The 22,069-nt window shown below is 31.4% G+C and carries 25 protein-coding genes; 15 read left to right on the plus strand and 10 right to left on the minus strand.

Annotation, left to right across the window (positions count from 1 at the left end; genetic code table 11):
- Positions 1-140: 140 nt before the first annotated feature.
- Positions 141-1,361: an alpha/beta hydrolase gene (locus tag ACKTSW_RS06685; protein ID WP_408024502.1), complete on the minus strand. Its 1,221-nt coding sequence runs from the start codon at positions 1,359-1,361 to the stop codon at positions 141-143.
- Between the two features lie 93 nt (positions 1,362-1,454).
- On the opposite strand from ACKTSW_RS06685, the gene ACKTSW_RS06690 reads away from it, so the two are divergent.
- The 7 genes from ACKTSW_RS06690 (at position 1,455) to ftsY (ending at position 6,259) form a co-directional block, all read left to right on the plus strand.
- Complete coding sequence (locus ACKTSW_RS06690) at positions 1,455-2,294, plus strand: 1,4-dihydroxy-2-naphthoyl-CoA synthase (RefSeq protein WP_408024503.1); 840 nt, start codon at positions 1,455-1,457, stop codon at positions 2,292-2,294.
- Positions 2,295-2,362: 68 nt separating this feature from the next.
- On the plus strand, positions 2,363-2,971 hold the full coding sequence (locus tag ACKTSW_RS06695; protein ID WP_408024504.1) for a fumarylacetoacetate hydrolase family protein: 609 nt from the start codon (positions 2,363-2,365) through the stop codon (positions 2,969-2,971).
- Positions 2,972-3,012: 41 nt separating this feature from the next.
- Complete coding sequence (locus ACKTSW_RS06700) at positions 3,013-4,257, plus strand: competence/damage-inducible protein A (RefSeq protein ID WP_408024505.1); 1,245 nt, start codon at positions 3,013-3,015, stop codon at positions 4,255-4,257.
- A 164-nt stretch (positions 4,258-4,421) separates the two neighbouring features.
- Positions 4,422-4,661: a 50S ribosomal protein L28 gene (gene rpmB / locus ACKTSW_RS06705; protein WP_408024506.1), complete on the plus strand. Its 240-nt coding sequence runs from the start codon at positions 4,422-4,424 to the stop codon at positions 4,659-4,661.
- 27 nt (positions 4,662-4,688) lie between these two features.
- Positions 4,689-4,871 carry a 50S ribosomal protein L33 gene (rpmG, locus tag ACKTSW_RS06710; RefSeq protein WP_013070733.1) on the plus strand — a complete coding sequence of 61 codons (183 nt, stop codon included), beginning with the start codon at positions 4,689-4,691 and terminating at the stop codon, positions 4,869-4,871.
- Positions 4,872-4,899: 28 nt separating this feature from the next.
- Positions 4,900-5,052, plus strand: coding sequence for a DUF4295 domain-containing protein (locus ACKTSW_RS06715; RefSeq protein WP_408024507.1), 153 nt, complete (start codon positions 4,900-4,902; stop codon positions 5,050-5,052).
- 253 nt (positions 5,053-5,305) lie between these two features.
- Entirely contained in the window at positions 5,306-6,259 is a 954-nt protein-coding gene (ftsY, locus tag ACKTSW_RS06720; protein WP_408024508.1) for a signal recognition particle-docking protein FtsY, read from the plus strand.
- Positions 6,260-6,367: 108 nt separating this feature from the next.
- On the opposite strand, the gene ACKTSW_RS06725 is transcribed toward ftsY, so the two are convergent.
- Both ACKTSW_RS06725 and ACKTSW_RS06730 read right to left on the minus strand, forming a co-directional pair.
- On the minus strand, positions 6,368-7,963 hold the full coding sequence (locus ACKTSW_RS06725) for an alpha/beta hydrolase (protein WP_408024509.1): 1,596 nt from the start codon (positions 7,961-7,963) through the stop codon (positions 6,368-6,370).
- Between the two features lie 174 nt (positions 7,964-8,137).
- The gene (locus tag ACKTSW_RS06730; protein WP_408024510.1) at positions 8,138-8,737 is read right to left on the minus strand and encodes an NAD(P)H-dependent oxidoreductase; all 600 of its coding nucleotides are present in this window, start codon (positions 8,735-8,737) and stop codon (positions 8,138-8,140) included.
- Positions 8,738-8,833: 96 nt separating this feature from the next.
- Between ACKTSW_RS06730 and ACKTSW_RS06735 the strand changes: the two genes are divergently transcribed.
- Positions 8,834-9,190 (plus strand): winged helix-turn-helix transcriptional regulator, encoded by a 357-nt coding sequence (locus tag ACKTSW_RS06735; RefSeq protein ID WP_408024511.1) that lies wholly within the window; start codon positions 8,834-8,836, stop codon positions 9,188-9,190.
- 111 nt (positions 9,191-9,301) lie between these two features.
- Positions 9,302-10,948, plus strand: a complete 1,647-nt coding sequence (locus ACKTSW_RS06740; protein ID WP_408024512.1) for an amidase family protein — start codon at positions 9,302-9,304, stop codon at positions 10,946-10,948.
- 74 nt (positions 10,949-11,022) lie between these two features.
- Here ACKTSW_RS06740 and ACKTSW_RS06745 read toward each other — a convergent pair whose 3' ends face one another.
- Both ACKTSW_RS06745 and ACKTSW_RS06750 read right to left on the minus strand, forming a co-directional pair.
- Complete coding sequence (locus tag ACKTSW_RS06745; protein ID WP_408024513.1) at positions 11,023-12,126, minus strand: SMP-30/gluconolactonase/LRE family protein; 1,104 nt, start codon at positions 12,124-12,126, stop codon at positions 11,023-11,025.
- A gap of 66 nt (positions 12,127-12,192) precedes the next feature.
- Positions 12,193-12,768: a Crp/Fnr family transcriptional regulator gene (locus ACKTSW_RS06750; protein ID WP_408024514.1), complete on the minus strand. Its 576-nt coding sequence runs from the start codon at positions 12,766-12,768 to the stop codon at positions 12,193-12,195.
- A 151-nt stretch (positions 12,769-12,919) separates the two neighbouring features.
- On the opposite strand from ACKTSW_RS06750, the gene rimO reads away from it, so the two are divergent.
- From rimO to ACKTSW_RS06780, 6 genes are all read left to right on the plus strand, one after another.
- On the plus strand, positions 12,920-14,272 hold the full coding sequence (gene rimO / locus ACKTSW_RS06755) for a 30S ribosomal protein S12 methylthiotransferase RimO (RefSeq protein WP_408024515.1): 1,353 nt from the start codon (positions 12,920-12,922) through the stop codon (positions 14,270-14,272).
- A gap of 70 nt (positions 14,273-14,342) precedes the next feature.
- Entirely contained in the window at positions 14,343-14,918 is a 576-nt protein-coding gene (locus ACKTSW_RS06760; RefSeq protein WP_408024516.1) for a Crp/Fnr family transcriptional regulator, read from the plus strand.
- A gap of 90 nt (positions 14,919-15,008) precedes the next feature.
- Complete coding sequence (locus ACKTSW_RS06765; protein ID WP_408024517.1) at positions 15,009-15,923, plus strand: DUF6268 family outer membrane beta-barrel protein; 915 nt, start codon at positions 15,009-15,011, stop codon at positions 15,921-15,923.
- 8 nt (positions 15,924-15,931) lie between these two features.
- The gene (locus ACKTSW_RS06770; protein WP_408024518.1) at positions 15,932-16,339 is read left to right on the plus strand and encodes a hypothetical protein; all 408 of its coding nucleotides are present in this window, start codon (positions 15,932-15,934) and stop codon (positions 16,337-16,339) included.
- Entirely contained in the window at positions 16,329-17,264 is a 936-nt protein-coding gene (locus ACKTSW_RS06775) for an NmrA family NAD(P)-binding protein (RefSeq protein ID WP_408024519.1), read from the plus strand. The genes ACKTSW_RS06770 and ACKTSW_RS06775 overlap by 11 nt, the downstream gene beginning before the upstream one ends.
- Before the next feature lie 39 nt (positions 17,265-17,303).
- The gene (locus ACKTSW_RS06780; RefSeq protein WP_408024520.1) at positions 17,304-18,062 is read left to right on the plus strand and encodes a Dph6-related ATP pyrophosphatase; all 759 of its coding nucleotides are present in this window, start codon (positions 17,304-17,306) and stop codon (positions 18,060-18,062) included.
- Here the strand turns inward: ACKTSW_RS06780 and ACKTSW_RS06785 are convergent.
- From ACKTSW_RS06785 to ACKTSW_RS06805, 5 genes are read right to left on the minus strand one after another with little or no spacing between them, the layout of a single operon-like run.
- The gene (locus tag ACKTSW_RS06785; protein WP_408024521.1) at positions 18,051-18,434 is read right to left on the minus strand and encodes a DUF6122 family protein; all 384 of its coding nucleotides are present in this window, start codon (positions 18,432-18,434) and stop codon (positions 18,051-18,053) included. The genes ACKTSW_RS06780 and ACKTSW_RS06785 overlap by 12 nt on opposite strands.
- 7 nt (positions 18,435-18,441) lie before the next feature.
- Positions 18,442-19,926, minus strand: a complete 1,485-nt coding sequence (locus ACKTSW_RS06790; protein WP_408024522.1) for a S10 family peptidase — start codon at positions 19,924-19,926, stop codon at positions 18,442-18,444.
- A gap of 30 nt (positions 19,927-19,956) precedes the next feature.
- On the minus strand, positions 19,957-20,721 hold the full coding sequence (locus ACKTSW_RS06795; protein WP_408024523.1) for a TIGR02757 family protein: 765 nt from the start codon (positions 20,719-20,721) through the stop codon (positions 19,957-19,959).
- A gap of 1 nt (position 20,722) precedes the next feature.
- Positions 20,723-21,277 (minus strand): CPBP family intramembrane glutamic endopeptidase, encoded by a 555-nt coding sequence (locus tag ACKTSW_RS06800; RefSeq protein WP_408024524.1) that lies wholly within the window; start codon positions 21,275-21,277, stop codon positions 20,723-20,725.
- A gap of 47 nt (positions 21,278-21,324) precedes the next feature.
- Positions 21,325-21,987: an ABC transporter ATP-binding protein gene (locus ACKTSW_RS06805; RefSeq protein ID WP_408024525.1), complete on the minus strand. Its 663-nt coding sequence runs from the start codon at positions 21,985-21,987 to the stop codon at positions 21,325-21,327.
- Positions 21,988-22,069: the final 82 nt, after the last annotated feature.

Below are 22,069 nucleotides of genomic sequence, written 5' to 3' on the forward strand. Positions count from 1 at the left end.
AAAGACCACATTTAAGTCTTAACATGAAAACACCTAACTTTGTACATAACAAAAAAACCAGAGAAGTTAACTTCTCTGGTTCAATATAATTTTTTAAATAACTGTCAACCTATTTTAGGACGACTCAGTTATTTTTTAAATTACTTGTCTTCCTCTTCAATTATTTCCTCCTCGTTATTATTTTCTTCCTTTTTACTTCCCATTAAATCGTTTACACGCTTAATATTTTCATAAAAAGCATCAGCATTAGGGTTGGAAGGATCCATTTTTCCATAAGCTGCTTTGTAGTAAAAATCAGCTTTCTCGTAATCTTTCCCTAACTCATAATACTTGCCAATATAAAAATCACCCATATGAGAATCAGGGTATTTAATCATTACAAAATCACCTAAAACTCTAAGGTAATCACCATCTTGTCTGTCAATTACGATATCTTCAATAACAAAAATGTCGTCTAAACGAACATTTAAGTTAGAGCCATATAAGTACTGAATATCTAAATATTTTTTCTCAACATATTTTATAGCATCTAAAGGAGCTAAATCTTTAACGTTAGTTTCATATTCTTCTTTGGTAATTTTAGAGTATAAACTAAACATTTTCGTAAATGCTCGAGGAATAGTTTCTCCTATCATAGCTAAATAGCTAGGAGAATTTTCAAACTCATCAAAAGTAATGTTTAGATTTTTAGCATCAAATGAAGTTAATAAAGTTCTTATTTCACTAAAATAATCATATTGTTTATGATTTATATATTTTTTGTTGTTACTAGTGTATAAAAAATAAGTGTTATCAATTGACCCTAATCTATTTAAGGAATACGACTCTATAATTGCTGGAGCAAACTGAGGAAAATCGGGAGTAATACAAATATATGAGTTAAAAATAGGTTGCTCATCTTTTAAATAATGAGTAATAAAGTTAGCTCCTTTTCCTTCACCAACAATAGTCATAAAAGGAGAAGTTTTAAAGTTCCCTTCCATAAAAGGAATTAATTCATGTTTAATAAAGTTAAAAAAATGTACACCTGAACTTGTAAGCGCATTATTTGCAGGTATTATTGAAACATCTTTTCCATAAGTATTTTTCATGTCAATCCCTACAACAATTTGTCTCGGAGCTTTGTCAACATTAGCATAAAGTTTAGCGTTTCCTACATATAAATCAAATAAATATTCATCACCTAAAACAATAGCTAAAGGGTAATTAGTAGTTTCATCTATATCGTAACCTTTAGGAAGGTATATCTTAACATTTCTATCCTTTCCCAATTCTTTTGAATTGATTTTTTGAGTAACGACTTTTTGAGAAAAAAGACTAGTGCTAATTAGTAAAATTAAGAATAAATATACTTGTTTCATATTAGGGTAATTTATATCGTTCAAATATAGAAAAGAAAAATAAAGTTATTATATTATTTTTGTATAACTAAATAACGACAATATATAAAAATTATGATACAACCAGATTGGAAAGTTGCTAAAGAGTATGAAGACATTACGTATAAGAAATCGCATAATGTAGCGAGAATAGCATTTAATAGACCAAATGTACGCAATGCATTTCGTCCAAAAACTACTTCTGAGTTATTAGATGCTTTTCAAGATGCGCATGAAGACACTAACATAGGTGTTGTATTATTATCTGCTGAAGGGCCGTCAACAAAAGATGGAATTTGGAGTTTTTGTTCAGGAGGAGATCAAAATGCAAGAGGTCATCAAGGGTATGTAGGAGATGATGGTTACCATAGACTGAATATTTTAGAAGTTCAACGTTTAATCCGTTTTATGCCTAAAGCAGTAATTTGTGTAGTTCCAGGTTGGGCAGTAGGTGGCGGACATAGTTTACATGTAACTTGCGATTTAACTTTAGCAAGTAAAGAAAATGCTATTTTTAAGCAAACAGATGCTGATGTAACATCGTTTGATGCAGGGTATGGTTCAGCATATTTAGCAAAAATGGTTGGGCAAAAGAAAGCAAGAGAAATCTTTTTCTTAGGAAGAAATTATTCAGCACAAGAAGCTTATGAAATGGGAATGGTAAATGCAGTGATACCTCATGACGAGTTAGAGCAAACAGCTTTTGAATGGGCGCAAGAAATTTTAGAAAAATCACCAACCTCTATAAAAATGTTAAAGTTTGCAATGAACTTAACAGATGATGGAATGGTAGGGCAACAAGTATTTGCAGGAGAAGTAACTCGTTTAGCATATATGACTGATGAAGCTAAAGAAGGACGTGATGCGTTTCTAGAAAAACGTAAGCCGAACTTTCCAAAAACTTGGATACCTTAATCAGTTATCAGCTGAGAGTTTAGAACAAAAACGAGAAATCTCCATGTCAAACGTAAAACAAATCAACATTGAAAATAATTTGTATAGGGCGTAACTACGCAAAGCATATAGAAGAATTAGCCAATGAGAGACCTAAAAATCCAGTGGTTTTTTTAAAGCCAGATTCAGCTATTCTTCCCAAAAAAATGCCTTTTTTTATACCACCTTTCTCTAATGATATTCATTATGAGGTAGAGGTATTGGTAAAAATAAATAAAGTAGGAAAACATATTTCTCCAAAATTTGCCCATAAATATTACGATACTGTAGGGTTAGGAATTGATTTTACAGCACGTGATATACAAGCGCAGTGTAAAGAAAAAGGATTACCTTGGGAAAAAGCAAAAGCCTTTGATGGAAGCGCTATTATAGGAGAGTTTTTTTCAAAAGAAGAGTTTGACTTAGAAAACTTATCATTTCAATTACAGAAGAACGATGAAGTCGTACAAGATGGAAATACATCTAATATGTTGTGGAAAATTGATGAATTGATTAGTTATGTGTCACAATATTTTACCTTAAAAAAAGGAGATATCATTTTTACAGGAACTCCTGCAGGAGTAGGAAGCGTAGTAGAAAATGACATTTTAACAGGAACTATTGAAGGAAAGCAAGCCTTTCAAATTAAAGTAAAATAAAATTCATCCCGCTTCGGCGGGAATCTTTTTTAGATATGTAAATGAACGCAGAAATTATAACAATAGGAGATGAAATTCTTATCGGACAAATCGTAGATACCAATTCTCAATGGATTGGTCAAGAATTAAATAAAATAGGAGTTTCAGTCTACCAAATATCATCAATACAAGATGAAGAACAGCACATTTTAAAAGCTTTAAAAGAAGCCGAAAGTAGAGCGGATATTGTCATTATTACAGGAGGGTTAGGGCCTACCAAAGACGATATTACTAAAAAAACGATTGCTGAATATTTTCAAGATGAAAAGGTTGTTGAATACCCAGAAGTGATTGATAATATTAAATTTTTATTCAAAAAAGTAAATCACCCGTTTAACGAAGTTCAGAAATATCAAGCACAGCTTCCTTCAAAGGCGAATTTATTAATGAATCGTTTAGGAACTGCACCCGGAATGTGGTTTTATGAAAATGATACAGTTTTTGTGTCGCTACCAGGAGTACCTTATGAAATGAAAGGTTTGATGAAAGGAGAGGTGTTGCCAAAACTTCAATCTACTTTTAAATTACCATTCATTTTGCATAGAACCATTATGACTGTCGGTACAGGTGAAACAATTATTGCTGAAAGAATTTCAGAATGGGAAGATAATTTACCAGATTTTATAAAACTAGCATATTTACCATCTTACGGAAGTGTCCGTTTGCGTTTGTCAGCAAAAGGAAATGATGAAGAGGTCTTGGCAAAAGAGATGGATAAGCAAGTTGCAGCATTATACAACCTAATTTCTGAGATTATTGTTGGAGATGACAATGAGACTTCATTAGAGAAAGAAGTAGGTAAGCTGTTAAAAAAATATAAGAAAACTGTTGCTACTGCTGAAAGTTTAACAGGAGGAAAAATAGCATCAACCATCGTTTCTGTTCCAGGTGCATCTTCATATTTTATGGGTGGATTTATAACGTATACAGCAGCTTTAAAACAGCAATTATTGGGGGTTTCTAAAGAAACAATAAATGAGTTTACCGTAGTAAGTAAAGAAGTTGCAATGGAAATGGCAAAAGGATGCCTTGAAAAAATACAAACAGATTATGCCATTGCAGTTACAGGAAACGCAGGACCAACGACTGATCACAATGATAAAAGTGTAGGTTTAGTATATATTGCAATAGCTAGTAAAGAAGGTATAGTTGTACATGAGTTTAATTTTGGGCAGCCAAGAGAAAAAGTTATTAATAGAACAGTAACTAAATCTTTAGAACTTTTACAAAGAATTATATTAAAATAATTAGTAATTTTGCACCCGTTACGCTTCCAAGTAGGTTAGATGCTGAACCTAGTTTTGAAAAGATTAAAATAATTAGAAATTTAATCGAGAATATTTTTGTGCTATAAATTAAATTGCATAAATTTGCACCTCGTTTAGAAATAACACTAAAAACTGTCAAGAAGATGTCTAGAGTTTGTGAATTAACAGGAAAAAAAGCGATGGTAGGGAACAACGTATCTCACGCTTTAAATAGAACTAAAAGAAGATTTAACGCTAATTTAATGAATAAGCGTTTCTATATTCCAGAAGAAGATAAATGGATTACTTTAAAAGTATCTGCTTCTGCATTAAAAAATATTAATAAAAAAGGAATCTCTGCTGTTATAAAAGAAGCAAGAGAGAACGGTTTTTTAACTAAGTAATTCCTTACTAGATAAAATTTTAGAGAGATGGCAAAAAAAGGAAATAGAGTTCAAGTAATTTTAGAGTGTACTGAGCACAAAGCTTCTGGTCAACCAGGAACTTCTCGTTATATTACAACAAAGAACAAAAAGAATACTCCTGATAGAATGGAATTAAAGAAATTTAATCCAATCTTAAAGAAGATGACAGTTCATAAAGAAATTAAATAATAAGCTACGGCGTAAACTTTAATATAAAATGGCAAAGAAATCAGTAGCATCGTTACAAACAGGTTCTAAAAGATTAACCAAAGCTATCAAAATGGTAAAATCTCCTAAGTCTGGAGCTTACACTTTTGTTGAAGCTATTATGGATCCAGCACAAGTAAACGACTTTTTAGCAAAAAAGTAATTCTTGTATACAGTTTAAAGAAAAGCTACTTTCATTAGAGAGTAGCTTTTTTTATATTTACAGATTGGCATTAATATAAGTTAGGCACAACTCTATCAGGTTGGGCTTTTGGCAGTGTAACTTTCTGAAGTATCAGTAGAGCTTCAATGAGTGCCTCAATTCCTAACGCAAAAGTAGATGTATAATGACAATTTGACCGTATCAATAAAACGGTATAGTTTTTAACCTATATAAGCGATTATAAAATTTAACCATGAGTTTTTTTAAAAACATCTTCTCAAAAGAGAAAAAAGAAACCTTAGATAAAGGGTTAGAAAAAACCAAATCAAGTTTTTTCTCTAAATTATCAAAAGTAGTTGCTGGAAAAGCAAAAGTTGATGATGATGTGTTGGATAATTTAGAAGAAGTATTAGTGTCGTCTGATGTAGGAGTAGAAACGACCCTTAAAATTATTGATAGAATCGAAGAACGAGTTTCACGCGATAAATATTTGGGGACTGATGAGTTAAACCAAATTTTGCGTGAAGAAATAGCAGGTTTACTGTCAGAAACAAATACAGGAGATGAAACCGACTTTACGATTCCTGCTAATAAAAAACCATATGTGTTAATGGTAGTAGGAGTGAATGGAGTAGGAAAAACAACTACGATTGGTAAGTTAGCTTCACAGTTTAAAAAGAAAGGTTTAAAGGTAGTGTTAGGAGCAGCTGACACATTTAGAGCAGCAGCGATAGATCAGTTGCAAGTTTGGGCAGATAGAACTGATGTGCCAATTGTACGTCAAGAAATGGGGTCTGATCCTGCTTCCGTAGCCTTTGATACTGTAGAATCAGGGGTTAACCAAAATGCTGATGTAATTATTATTGATACAGCAGGACGTTTACACAATAAGGTTAACTTAATGAATGAGTTGACAAAGATTAAGCGAGTAATGCAAAAAATAATTCCAGATGCACCACACGACGTATTATTAGTGTTAGATGGTTCTACTGGTCAAAATGCTTTTGAACAAGCAAAGCAATTTACAAAAGCAACCGAGGTAACTTCATTAGCAGTAACTAAATTAGATGGCACAGCCAAAGGAGGAGTGGTTATTGGTATTTCTGATCAATTTCAAATTCCTGTAAAATATATTGGAGTAGGAGAAGGTATTGATGATTTACAAGTGTTCAACAAACACGAATTTGTAGATTCGTTTTTTAAATAGTAAATACTATTCCTGCATAGGTAGGAATCTCAGTATAAATAAAAAACTCTCATTTAGGGAGTTTTTTTATGTTTATAATTTATAGGTTCTATAAAAGAAAAGTAAAAATTAGTTATGAGTACCTATTAATGATATAATTCCGTCAGAAAGTGTTCCTCTCCAATTTACATAACTATGTCCACCTTTAAACTCACGATAATCTACTTTATAACCTTTTAACTCCAATATATCTCTGAATTGTCTGTTCATTCCAAGCATGGATGCACCTGCGTCATAAAGTCCAACATCCATATAAAAATTTACAGGTAATAATTTACTTTTTTTATAAGCATCTATAAGTTTCCCATTTTCTTTAGGGTATATCCAGTGATTCTCATTCTTTGTTCCTTTGATCCAATAAGAACCAGATTGTGAAAGTACATTTCCTATAGCATTGGAATGTTTTAATGCTATATAGCTAGCAGCAAAACCTCCTCTACTTGAACCTGCTAAAACAACTTTGCTTGCTTGAGGATATATATTATACTTAGAGCGAGCCCAAGGAATAAGTTCTTTTGCTATAAAATCACCAAACTTTTCATTTATTAAATCTTTGCCTCTTTTCCCCATTGACCATACTAAAACGGTAACAGTTGGAGTAATTTTATTATCTGCCATTAAGTTGTCTATTATTGTTGGAGTTGGTATTCTAAACCTTCTGTTAGGTCTTCCTCCATAAGCCTCTCCATCAAAAACAATGAGTAAATTATGAGGTGTATTGGAGTTGTAATTAGCAGGAGTATGAACAGAAATTTTTCGCTCTTCTTTTAAAATATCACTGAATAGTGAAGTAGGAAAAAGTTTACCTTTGGCTACACCTTCTTTTTCAGAAATATAAATTTGTCTTGGAGCTTTGGGCATTTCTACAGTCCCGTCATAAGCATGTTCAACACTTCTTGATTCAATTTCATTATAAGGGCCTGCTTTATCTAAGTTAAAATAATTGAACCCATAATTAAAACGAGCGTCTTTAGGAACTCGTTGAGTAACAAAAAATAATTTAGTATTGGTTAATTTTTGAAAACGTAAACCTAAAAAATCAGGTCCGCCACTTAACATTACATATTCCGTATTTTTATGAGGAACGCAAAAATAAGTGACTAACATTTCTTTGTTATTCCCTACAATAGGTTCAATAATATGTTTTTCTTTATGATTTGAGATAAAATCATCAATAGCATTATCATTGGTTAATGAAGATTCCCATAAGTTGTACAAGGTCTTAGTTGGAAGCTCTTTTTTAGCTATTCGTTTCATATTGTCCTTTAAGCTCAATATTTGCTGAATTTGTAAAGTATAGCTTCCCTTGGTAGAATTTTTATCTAGCGAATGAACAACTAGTTTGTACACCCCAAATTTGTTTGCTGTTAAATCGATGGGTTCTATGCCATTTTTTCCATTTGGACTATCAATCTGTTTTAAAAATACGTCGTCTGGATTGTAAATATCGATAACAAGATCTATCTCTTTTTGAATTAACTCCCCAATAATGGCCATACCATTTTCTAACTTGAAAGTATAAGTATGTTTTTCTGAAGGCGAAATAGTTTTATTGATTTCTTTTCCAGTAATTAAGCTTTTTTCAAGTTTAGCTTGGGCATACATAGCAGTACTACTATAAAAAAGAAAGAAAAAGGATAGAGCAATTTTTAATAAAATATTCATTTTAGGTTTTAGTCTAAGTTAATACAAGTAACAAAAGTTTTAAATCTTTTATTTAAATAATTGTTTTGTGAGCAAGTTATTGAAAACAAGACTAAAAGCCAAACTAGTCTTAAAGGATGAGTAAAAAACATAGATAAAAAAATAAAAAAACTCCCAATTTGGGAGTTTTTATTTTTAAACTGTTTCAATAACCTTATCAAAAGCTAATCTCGATTTAGGTTTTCTGTCTGGTTGATTAAAATCTTCGTTGTCTCTATAACCAATAGCCACAGCAACGAGGGTAGCATATTCTTTGTTATTTAAAATTTTATCGTAATTCGCAGGTTCAATTCCCTCCATTGGAGTAGCATCAATTCCCATTTCTGCACAGGCACTTAAAAATATTCCTAATGCTAAATATACTTGTTTGTTAAACCATGCCTTAATTTCTTCTTCAGGTTTTGGTTTTATAAACTCCTTATAATATCCTACAGCCCCTTCTGGTAATTCTTCTTCAATTTGTTTTTCAAATAAAGTTATGTTATTAATACGGTTGAAAACTACAATAGTATCACTCTCAAGAACCTTATTAGTATTTAACCAAGATACTTCTGAAAGTTGTTTTTTAGTATCTGAGTCAGAAACAAAAATAAATTTCCATGGTTGACTATTTATTGACGATGGACTTAACTGTAAAATCTGTTGTAACTCTTTCAATTTTTCAGATTCAATTTTTTTCGAAGCATCGTAATTTTTAGTTGTATAACGTTGCTGCATTAATCTTATAAAGCTCATATTGTGTTTTTTAAATTAAACTATAAAAATTATAGTAGCAAAAGTAAGTATAGTGTTTTATCTTTGCAATAACGGTCAAAAAGGATAGTATAAATTATGGAAACACAAACATCCAAAACATTAAAATTTAAAGGAAGAGAGTTTCCTTGCTGTACAAGTCTTACTATGGGAGTCATTGGAGGAAAATGGAAAACAGTAATTCTTTTTCATTTAATAAAAGGAACGCTTCGCTACAGTGAGTTAAGAAAAGAAATTCCAATGGTTACAGAACGAACTTTAAGTTTACAATTGAAAGCCTTGGAAGAAGACGGAGTCATTAAAAGAAAGGTGTATACATCAAAACCACCTTTAAAAGTAGCATATTCTTTAACTGATTTAGGACAAAGTTTAATTCCTATAATTCAGTCTATCGCAGACTGGGGAGATTTTGCTGTAAAAAATCATTCCAAATAATAGTGCCTGCGCGTGATTAGCTATTAGAGTTTAGACAGCAGGGTAGTTTTGTTATGCTAAAAGAAGCTTTTCAATTTTTATAATTACATTTGAGTATCAAATATTTGACCAATGAGAAAAGCAATATTTTTATTATTAACTGTTCTATTTATAAGTGCATGTAAGCAAAAAGCTGTAAAGGTATATTTTAAAACCTATGATGAATCATCAGAAATACAAAAACAGCAAGATCACGAGAAAAAGAGAATGCAGTTTAAACTACTTCAATCTAAATATTTAGATTTAAATAAAGAGTTTGCACCTTTTGAAAAGGAATTATCAAATTTTTCTGAAGAGCAATATAATGAGTTAAAACCATTGGTGTTAGAAAAAAATATTCCGTCTATTCAAAAGAGCATTGCAGAAAAGAAACTTAGCTACGAAAAATTAACTTTGTTTTACTTGTATAGAATACGAAAGTTTGAAAGTGATAGCACAAAGTATTTGAATGCAATTATATCTTTAAACCCAAAGGTGTTAGAAGAAGCAAGAGCGAAAGATAAAGAATCAAAAGAAGTAAATGAATTCTCCTTGAATGGAATTCCAATTTTGATAAAGGATAATATTGATGTAGCTAGAATGATAACTACAGCAGGAGCCGTAGCTTTGAAAGAAAACTCAATTGACAAGGATGCTTTTATTGTCAAAAAATTAAGAGAAGCAGGAGCGTTAATTTTAGGAAAAGTAAACTTGAGTGAGTGGGCGTACTTCTTTTGTGAAGATTGTCCGTTAGGGTATAGTGCAACTGGGGGGCAAACCTTAAATCCTTACGGAAGAAAGGTTTTTGAAACTGGAGGTTCTAGCTCAGGTAGTGGAGTGTCAGTTGCTGCAAATTATGCAGTGGCTGCTGTGGGTACAGAAACAGCAGGTTCTATAACATCACCTTCTAGCCAAAACTCGGTGGTTGGATTAAAACCAACGATTGGTGTTTTAAGTCGATCAGGAATTGTTCCGATTTCAAGTACATTAGATACACCAGGACCGATGACTAAAAGCATTGTAGATAATGCTATTTTATTTGAAGCAATGCTAGGGAAAGATAATGAAGATACTGCTTCTTTAGAAAATGAAGATTTTAACCCTAACGAATTACTTAATAACAACTATTCAGTTCAAGGAAAAAGAATAGGGGTACTAAAACCTATATTAACAGATTCTATTTATAAAGCAAGTGTAGAAAAGTTACAAGAAGCTGGTGCAGAAATTATCGAGATAACACCACCAGAAATATCGTTTGATGGTTTTTTAACACTCTTAAATATAGATATGAAACACGATTTACCGAAGTATCTATCTACCTATGGAAACAAAAAACTAACAGTAAAAGATATAGAAGACGTGGTTGAGTTTAATAAAAAAGATTCTATTAAAAGAGCACCTTATGGACAACAATTATTTGAAGGGATATTAAAAGATACTACCAGTTTGACTCAATTAGAGGTAGTAAAAGACAGCTTAAGTTTTAATGGAAAAAAGTTTTTAAAAGATTTAATAGAACAAAATTTAGATGCTATTGTATCAATAAACAATTATCATTCAGGAATTGCTGCTGTAGCAAAATACCCAACCTTAACAGTTCCTATGGGATATAAAGAATCAGGAGAACCTATTAGTTTAACTTTTATAGGGAAACCTTTTACTGAAAAAGAGTTATTACAATTAGGGTATGTATTTGAGCTATTAACGAAAGCAAGAAAGTTACCTGCTTATTACCTGTAGTGAAAATAGATTACCTAGTATAAACAATAACACAAAAACTCCCATTTTGGGAGTTTTTGTGTTATTGTTTAATTTTAATTCTCTAATTTATATTTTCCAATATAACCAGATACATCTCCACCAAGATAAAGATATCCATGATGTTCTTCAACAGAACTAGCTTCAGATACAACTTTACCCGTGGTGTCATAATAAGTTTTTAAGATCTCCCCATTACTACTCAAATGCATTATCATTCCATAAGGAGCTACTTTAGGTTGTAAAAATAGTGGGAGACCATAAACTAACTTTTTTACAAGTGGTTTAGAATGTATTTCATCTAAAGAAGGATCTCTTTTAGTTGAGAAACCAAGCCAAAAGCTACCATCAGACCTTCTAGAAACTCCATTAGGAAAACCAGGTAGATTGTCTAGAAAAATATCTGTTGTCCCTTTATTACACCCTTTTAACCAGTATCTAAGGATTCTGTATTTCGCTAGATCTACCATTAAAACAAAATCATCATTTTGAGAAACCGCAACACCGTTTCCAAAATAAGTACCATCTATAAGTGTTTTAATTTGCTTGTTCTTAGGATTGTAACTATAAAGACCTCCATCGGGTTTCGCTTCCATTAAAAGTTTCCAAACATGTGTTCTACTAAAAGGTATTTTAGAAGAAGTATTGGTGAAATAAATAACTCCATCAGAAGCAATGTCTACATCATTTGGGATTAAAAACTTATTTCCTTTTTCATCTTCACTAGCTAAGGTTGTTATTTTTCCTTTTTTATTTACACTAATTAAACCTCTTTCTAAATCGCAAGCAATAAGGTTTTGATTACTATCAAAATGTAGACCAGCAACCCATGATTCCGTATTACAAAAGACAGAAACTTTTCCTGATGAATCAATCTTTAAAATTCGACCATCAGAAAAGTCTGTTTCAGAAATATGAACTCCACAATATATATTTCCCTCATTATCTACTGCAATGTCCTCAGGACCATACCAACCGTCTAAATTGATGTGTTTGGTGGAACTTAGTAGTTCATTTTCAAGGAGCACACCTTCTAATTTTGGAGGAGCTGCTGGAGACCAAGCTTCAGGGCTAATTGAACAAGATTTAAATGTAACACTAGCTATAAAAATAGCCAAGCATAAGAGAATAGCATATTTTGCTATCGATACGATTTTCATTGTATTTATTTTATAATTTATAAGGACAAAGAAAATGAGAGGAAACTATTTTTATCTTGACAAATGTTAGGAAATGACAACTTCTTTTCGAATTCTACTGAGTGATTCAGCAGCTATACCAAGAAAGCTAGCGATTTGGTATTGAGGAGCTCTTAAAACAATTTTTTTATCGTAGTTCTTTATAAAATCTAAATACTTTTTCTTAGCGGATTTTGTTTGCATAGTTAAAGCTCTTTGTTGTGCACAAAGATGATTTCTCTCTGCTAAGATTCTTCCAAACTTCTCAAAATTGGGAGATTCTTTATACAATTGGGTTAAACTTTTAAAAGATATTTTATATACAATACTATCTTCAATGGTTTCTAAAAATTCGTGAGAAGGGGTTTGGTATATAAAACTATCAAAAACTGTTATAAACTGTTTGTCACAAGCAAAGTAGGTAGTAAACTCTTTATCTTCTATATTTTTAAATGTTCTAAAAAAACCAGATGCTATAAAGTATAAATCCTTAGTGGTCTTTCCTTCTTCGATTACTAATGTTTTTGCTTTGTATTCTTTTCTTTCTAACTGATTGTAAAATGTTTGAAACTCATCTTCTGTGAGTCCGATTAAATCCTGTAGCAATTTTTTAAGTTCAGTCATTGTTTAGGTAAGGATTAGTTTAGTTCTTTAAACTCATAAATTTACTAATAGCGAAGTTATCTAAAACAAGCCTAAGAATCAAACTAATTTTTAAGGGTTTAAAGCAAAAAAAGATCAATTAAAACGTATCTTTGTACCCCAAAATTTTGATATGCGTACCAAAACAACAAAACAAAACAAAATTAATGTAGTTACTTTAGGTTGCTCAAAAAACGTTTACGATAGTGAAGTGTTAATGGGGCAGTTAAAAGCCAATGGTAAAGACGTGGTCCATGAAGATGAAAATGATGATGGTAATATTGTAGTGATTAATACGTGTGGTTTTATAGGTAAAGCCAAAGAAGAAAGTGTAGACACTATTTTACATTATGCGCAACGTAAAGAAGCGGGTGAAGTTGATAAGGTTTATGTTACAGGTTGTTTAAGTGAGCGCTACAAGCCAGATTTAGAAGCTGAAATTACGAATGTAGATCAGTACTTTGGCACACACGATTTGCCAAACTTATTAAAAGTTTTAGAAGCAGATTATAAGCATGAGTTAATCGGTGAACGTTTAACAACCACTCCGCAACATTATGCTTATTTAAAAATAGCCGAAGGTTGTGATCGTCCGTGTTCGTTTTGTGCTATTCCACTAATGCGTGGTAAACATGTTTCTACCCCAATTGAAAATTTGATTACTGAAGCGACCAAGTTAGCTGAAAAAGGGATTAAAGAAATCATGTTAATAGCACAAGATTTAACCTATTACGGATTAGATATTTATAAAAAACGTGCGTTGGCAGATTTACTGCAAGAATTGGTAAAAGTTGATGGTATAGAGTGGATTCGTTTGCATTATGCATTCCCAACAGGTTTTCCAATGGATGTATTAGAAGTAATGAAAAACGAGCCAAAGGTTTGTAATTATTTAGATATTCCGTTACAGCATATCAACACTGAGATTTTAAAATCGATGAAACGTGGTACTACGCATGAAAAAACCACTGCGTTAATTCACAAATTCCGTGAAGCAGTGCCAAATATGGCAATTCGTACAACATTAATTGTTGGGTATCCTGGAGAAACCGAAGAGCAATTTCAAGAGTTAAAAGATTGGGTAGAAGAAATGCGTTTTGAACGTTTAGGAGCTTTTGAATATTCGCACGAAGAGAATACTGGAGCTTATGTTTTAGAAGACGATGTGTCTGCTGATGTTAAGTTTAGACGTGTAAACGAAATCATGGAAGTACAATCGCAAATTTCTTGGGAGTTGAATCAAGAAAAAATAGGAAAGACTTTCAAATGTTTATTTGATAGAAAAGACGGAGAGTATTACTACGGACGTACCGAGTTTGATTCACCAGATGTGGATAATGATGTAATTGTTGATGCACGTCAACATTATATTAAACTAGGAGAGTTTATTGATATTGAAATTTTTGAAGCAGGTGATTTTGACTTACATGGAAAGCCTGTAGTAAAACAAGAAAGACCAGTTCCTTTAAATCAAAAGAGGAAATAAATTTTAATTAGAACCTGCTTTTAAGCAGGTTTTTTTATGCACCTTTGAACGTATTTAAGAAATAATTAAAATGGAAAAATTAATTAAATTTATTAATAGATATGTAACCCTTGAAAAAGAAAATTTGGATGTTATTTTGCCTTTTTTTAAGAGAAATATATTGTTAAAAGATAAATTTATAATAAAAAAAGAACAAGTAGTAACTGATTATTATTTTATAGCTTCAGGCGGACTTATCATTTACGATATAAAAGATGAAATCCAGTTTACAAGGTATTTTGCTTTTGAAAATGAATTTATCGGAGATATATCAAAAATTAGAAATAGAGGACGCTCAGATTCTTATATTAAGGCTATTGAAGATACTGAATTGTATAGTATTTCCTATAAAGACATGGAAACCTTGTACGATCGTTTCCCTCTTTGGCAGAAGTTTGGAAGACTCATATGGGAAGATTCTTTTGCAAGTGTATTATATGGAATTCACAATTTTCAATCTTTAACAGCAAAAGAGCGCTATTTAGATCTATTAAAGCGTTCAGATTTAATATTTAGAGTTCCATTAAAAGACCTTTCTTTGTTTTTAGGGGTAACCCCGCAATCGCTTAGTAGAATAAGAAAAGAAATAAGCATAGCAAAAGAATAATTATAGATAGGGTAGGTGTTAATTAACATTTGGTAATTTCATGAGACCTAAATCTAGCAATATTTGTATTGAATTTAATCAATACAAATTATGTTTAGAAAAAAAATAGTAATCATAGCAGTATTTCTTCTTGGTAAAACTTACGGGCAAGTAACCGGAGATGTATTTGTTTTAAACAGAGATAGAGACCTTTTTTATGCTCACTATACGCCAGATATAAGTGACAATTCTTCATTTGACTATCAAAGATTGAGTGGTAAACTTGGTTTTACACCTATATTCTTTAACAAATTAGCTTTTTACAATACTATTGGAATGGATTATCATTCAATTAAACATGGTGAGAATAAACCATTATTCTTAAGAAAAAATGAAGATTATTATAATGTAAACTATAGTTTGTTGGCTAAATATAGAATTACCAGAAATTGGTCTGTAAATGCATTGATAATGCCTCACCTTATTGGAAGTTTTAATGATGACATAAAAAGTAATGACTTTAAAATAAACGGAATTTTATTTGCTGAAAAACGATTTAATACCAAGAATAGAAATACCTATTATATTTTGAGTTTTGGGGTAGGGTATTTAACACTATCAGGAGAAACGACGATAAATCCAGTTGTTAATATTATGGGAAATATTAACAATAAGGTGTCATTTGCGGTTGGATTGCCTAGTACTTATGTGAAATATGACTTTAATAATAAACATTCGGTGAAATTAGTAGGCGATTTAAATGACTTTACGGTAAGAATGGACAAACCTATTTTACCCTCCATACCAGAAGGAACCAATGTAAAAAGGTCAGTTTTTACAACTGCTTCTGTAGGCATAGAATATAATTACTGGTTAACCAAGACTATTGGGGTTATGGTAAGAGGTACGCGCTCAGTCTTTGAAAAGTATGAGTTTCAGGACTCAGAAGATGAATATTTATTTGGTTTTGATGTTCCATCGAAATTATATTTATCAGTAGGAGTAAAAATTAACCCGTTTAGATAATTAAGGCTATGAAAAGTCAATATATAGAGAGCAGTAGTTTTACCATTAAAACGTTTTTGCAAGCAACCATACCCTCATATGTTTTTCCAGCAATAATGTCATGGGGATCGGGGTGGTTGATGAAAAATGAAGTATTAAAACAATCAAGTTTTATAAGTATTGCGTTGCCATCATTAATTGCAACTATAATTACCTATATGTTATTATGGCGAATGGAAACTCAGCAAAAAAAAGTAAAAAATAAATTAGTAAAAGTATGTATGATGTTGGGGGTAACATTTGGTTTGGCATTGGCAATCATATTTATTTTCAATTGGCAAAAATTCATGTTCAATATTCTTTTCTCAACTATTTTGGGTACAACAATTACAACATGGAGGCTTACATTAAAACAAATTGAAAAATATGAATATTAAAAAACCGACCATTGTTGTTTTTGGCTCAACAGGAACTGTTGGAACAGAAGTGTTAAGATTATTAAGTGAAAGAAATTGTTTAGTTAGAGGGGTAATAAGAACCCCAGAGAGAGAAGTACCAATAAAATTAAATGGAAATAATAATGTTACATATGTTTCTGTAGATTTAAAATCAAAAAAACAAATTAAAAGAGTTTGTATTAAAGCAGACTTTATTTTTATGTTGACAGGAACATCACCTGTACAAACAATTTTTGAAACAAACATAATTGAAGTTGCACAAGAATTAGATATAAAAAGAATAGTAAAGCTGTCCGCTCCAGTTGTTCCTAATGATATCTATGTTGAAGTAAGTGATTGGCATAGACAAATTGAAAAAAAGTTAGCTTTAAGTGGAATTGACCATTGTTTTTTACAGCCACATTCGTTTATGCAAAATTGGGAGAGAAACACATTTACCATTAAGTATTTTGGTAAAATATATGGAGTTATGGAAAATGCAGAAAGAAATTATGTTGACTCTAGAGATGTTGCAGAGGTGGCAGTTAAATACTTATTACTTGAAAAAGATTTGAAAGGAGAATCCGTAGTTATTTCAGGTCCAGAAGCAATATCACATGAAAGTATGGCCAAGAGAATTTCACATGTAACGAACCGAAAAATTGTATACGAAAATATAACTAGGGAAGAGTTTATGAGAAAACTAACAAAGCAAGCAAAATTACCTCTTTGGTTGGCACGACACATTGTTGAGATAGATGTTTTAGCTGTAAAGAATCCTGAACCTAAAACAGATACGATTCAATATATTTTGAATCGTAAACCTAGAATAATGGATGCTTATTTACAAGAAACTCGTTATTCTTTTATGGCTATGAAATGGAATTTACCTTTTAATAAAATGATAAGTAATAAGAAGCTTTAAAAATTGTTTAAAAAAAGATTTTTATACATCTTTACAGTCATGAAAAAAGCCTATTTTAACTGGAGTTCAGGAAAAGACTCATCGTTAGCACTCTATAAAGTATTACAGCAAAAAGAATTTGATGTACAAAAGTTAATTACCAATGTAAATCAGGATTATCAACGTGTTTCAATGCATGGTTTACATGAAGAATTGTTAGATGCACAGGCTAAAAGTATTGGAATTCCTTTAGAAAAAATCTATTTTCCTGCTGAAGTTACCATGGATTTGTACAATCAAAAAATGAAAGAGAAAACTGCTGAGTTAAAAGAAGCTGGGCTTGTAAATGGTGTTTTTGGGGATATTTTCTTGGAAGATTTAAGAGCGTATCGTGATTCAAAACTACAAGAAGTAGGAATTACAGGAGTGTATCCATTATGGAAGCATGATACTAAGGAATTATTGCGTGAGTTTCTGGCTCTAGGTTTTAAAACAATTACAGTTTGTGTCAACGCAAACATGTTAGGAGAAGAGTTTGTAGGTAGAGTTATTGATGAAGACTTTATCAATGAGCTTCCTGAGGGAATAGATGTTTGTGGTGAAAATGGAGAGTTTCATACATTTTGCTATGATGGACCAATTTTTAAGAACCCTGTAGAATTTGAAATAGGAGATAAGGTGCTAAAATCGTATACCTTACATAAAAGTGATGATGATGACTGTTATCAGGGTTCAAAAAAAACAAAGAAATCTGAAGAAAAAGCTTCTAAAAATTATGATAGAAGCTTTTGGTATTGTGATTTACAGTTAAAAAAGTAAATTACTTATTGATTTTAACAATCCTTTTGCAGGAGCACTTTCTAAGCAAGAACTACAAGCATTGTACATAAATAAGCAATCGATAAAATCGGTTACCATATGTAGTAATAAGCCTAAACCGATAATGTTATATGGTCTTTTCAAAAAAAGTAAAAGAATATACACCCCTGTTGCGTAGTAAGTGTGAAATATGTGAAAACCAAAACTACATCGGTTAGAATCAAATATAGGGTTAGCAAATAAATGGTCTATATCTACTAACATAGTAGTAAGCAATATCAAAGCAACTCTTTTCCAATTTTCTCTAAAAAATAGATAGGCTAAGATTATGGGAAAACCAAAATGTAAAAAGTAATGAATAAAGGATTGCATTAGAATTTTAATACTTCGCAGCTCCTACATTTTCAGAACTATTTTTTATAAATATACGTAAATCTTCATTAGACTTTTCTAAGTCTTCTTTTCTAAGATACATCATGTGTCCGCTTCTATAGCCCTTAAAAAAAAGTCTATCTTTAAATTTACCACTAGGGTCTATTTTTCCCATCGTGTACTTTGCAGCAGCATAGGTAGTAGCACCATCATAATAACCGGATTGTACTAAAATTTTTAAATAGGGGTTTTGAGACATGGCTTTACGTAAATTTTCACGAGCATTATTGTTACTAAAATCCCAAGGACGTACAGCACCAAACATATTGTATTTTACATCAGTTTTAAATTTTAAAACATTTTGCACGTAATAATTAATTGCAGGTGTAAACGAGTGCAGCCAAGAAACTAGTTCAGGGCTATAATCTGGTTTAGTACCTGTTTCTCTTCTATCAATCCCAAGATATCTACTATCTAAACGGCCAATAGTTTTTCCTGAGGTATCTCTTAATAATTCTTTCCAGAAATAACTATTAGGAACTTCTAAATTATGTTTTAAAAACACGTCTTTTTTAATTCCTGAATAATAAGTCATTTTTTCAGCAACATTATTTCTTTCAGTTTCACTAATATATCCTCCTTTAGCCAATGCGGGTAGTAAGCTGTTAATTGCAAATTGCTCGGTTTCTGGTAAAATATCTAACAAATCTTTTTGTTGTAGTTTTTGAGGAAGCATTTTATGATACCAAGCTGCAGCAGTAAAATAAGGGAAGTTGATAGCATAATCTTCTGAGCTTTTAGTTCTCAGTAGCTGATAATCGGCAGGAGAAACCATAATTACTCCGTTTAAATACATCCATTGGTTATTTTGTAGTTCATGTGCAAGTTGCATAACACGAGTACCACCATAGCTCTCACCAATAATATATTTTGGAGAGCTCCATCTATTATTACGAGTAACAAATACGTTTAACCAGTCAGCTAAATATTTAGCATCAGCATTAATACCAAAAAAATATTTCGTATCTACTTTTTTTTCAGGGGCTACTATTGGTCTTGAATAAGCTGTATTAACCGGATTAATAAAAACGATATCAGCCACATCTAAAATAGAGTGAGGGTTATCTTTAATTCCATAAGGTTGAATAGGATTCCCCTCTTCATCAATCTTTAGTGTTTTTGGACCTGTATAAGCAATATGCATCCAAACAGAAGCTGAACCAGGGCCACCATTAAAAGACATGATTAAAGGCCTTTTTTCTCTGTTAGTAATATCTGTTCTATAATAATAGGTATAAAAAAGAGTAGCTTTAGTTACTCCATTAGCATCAAATACAGGTTGCATTCCTGTTTGTGCTTTGTATTGTACTTTTTTACCTTTTATAGTTACAGAGTTAGAAGTGGTAACAATAGTATCTAACGGAACTCTTTTATCTTGAGAAATAATATTTATTGAATATAAAAAAGCTACTAGGAGTATAATTTTTTTCATAATAGTTGGTTACTTAGAAAGCTAAAAGTATCAAAACTTTTCAAAAACACCTAAACCAAACAGGGCAAAATCATATTTAACAGGATCGTCATTGTCAAATTCTCTTAGAATTAGATCTAGCTCTTGAATTGCTTTCCAGTCGTTTTGCTTACGAGTAAGTATTCCAAGTTTTCGAGCAACATTTCCTGTGTGAACATCTAAAGGACAGTGTAAATGTGCGGAAGAATGTGTTTTCCATATGCCTAAATCGACCCCAGTTGTATTATCACGTACCATCCAACGTAAAAACATGTTAATTCGTTTCGATGCCGAACCTTTTAATGGATCAGAAATATGTTTTAATGTTCTTGGTAGGTGTAGTATTTCAAAAAATATTTGTTTGAAAACATGAATAGTATGTTGGTAATTATCAGCATTGTTTTTTGGTTGTAAAACAGCTTCTAATCCGCCATGGTTTTGGTAGATGTTTTTTAATGATTGAACAAAAAATTTAAAATCTTCAGCATTAAACGTTCGGTGTACAAACCCGTCAAAATTAGCTAAATCTTCTTGAGTATGATTAAGTACAAAATCGTAAGGTGAATTTCCCATTAACTCCATCATTTTATGAGAATTATTAATAATCATTTTACGATTTCCCCAAGCAATAGTAGCGGCCAAAAAACCAGCAATTTCAATATCTTCTTTTACTGAAAACTGATGCGGAATTTGAATTGGGTCACTATCAATAAAATTAGGGTTATTGTATTGTATTACTTTTTCGTCTAAAAAAATTTTGAGTTCTTTTTTGTTCATTTTACACTAAATCTCCAATAAAACTTGCTCCAATAAAAATTCCGTTATAAACAGCATGCAATGCTATAGACCATAATAAACTAAAACGAACACGAATAAAACCTAAATAGAAACCTAATAGTGTTTGCGGTAAGACTAAAATAGGAGATAAAAGTAAAACATTGATAGAAATTTCATAATTGCTAATATGTACAAACCCAAACAAAATGGCAAATACGTAAAAAGCGATTCTAAATTGCTTTTCTTTATTAAAAGCTGTTAAAGGTGCTCTAAAAATAGATTCTTCTAATAAGGGAGCTAAAATTACAACCAAAAAGAATACTATGATTTTAGGTATTGATTTAAATAATTCTTCAGTTTTGTGATCTTCAGCAAGGTTTACTAAACCAAGTTTATCAACAACTCCTATTAAAGCTAAACTGACCATTGCAGTTAGTAGACTTATAACTAGAAGATGTGAAAATTTTTTAAAACGGTAAGTAGTATTTTGATTTAGATCTTTTTCTAAAACAGGATTTTGTAAATAGTTAATAAGCTCCTGAAAAGTTTCTTTCATGTATCATTGATTTATTCATTAGTAGTCTGAAACTTTACATAGTTACACTATTCAACTATAACTCCGTCCTTCATGGTCAATGTTCTATCCGCCATTTGTGCTAATTCCTTGTTATGTGTAACTAATACAAAGGTTTGACCGAATTCATCTCGAAGCTTAAAAAACAACTCATGTAAGTTTTTAGCAGAAGTAGAATCGAGATTTCCTGAAGGTTCGTCAGCAAAAATAACAGAAGGTTCATTTATCAACGCTCTGGCAACAGCAACTCTTTGTTGTTCACCGCCAGAAAGTTCATTAGGTTTGTGATTTTCCCTATGCGATAAACCTAAGAAAGTTAGAAGCTCTTTGGCTCTTTTTTCAGTTTCAAGTTTGGCTTTACCACCTATAAAAGCAGGAATACATACGTTTTCTAAAGCTGTAAATTCAGGTAAAAGTTGGTGAAATTGAAAGATAAATCCGATATGTTTATTTCTAAAAGAAGAGACTTCTTTATCGTTTAAGTTTTTGATTGAAATACCATCTACATAAAGTTCGTAGTTTTGATCTTTTTTGGGTTCGTCTAAAGTACCTAAAATTTGTAACAAGGTTGTTTTTCCTGCACCTGAAGGCCCAACAATAGCTGCTATTTCACCTTTTTTTATATGTAAGTTAACGCCTTTTAAGATTTCAACATCTCCGTAATGTTTATGGATATTTTTAGCAACAATCATAGTGTTATTTTCTATATAACGAATGTATAAAAAAGAAATCAGAAAGACTTTATAAGCCAATCTGATTTCATAAAAATTAATA

The organism is Tenacibaculum sediminilitoris (genome assembly GCF_964513795.1).
Lineage (GTDB): Bacteria > Bacteroidota > Bacteroidia > Flavobacteriales > Flavobacteriaceae > Polaribacter > Polaribacter sediminilitoris.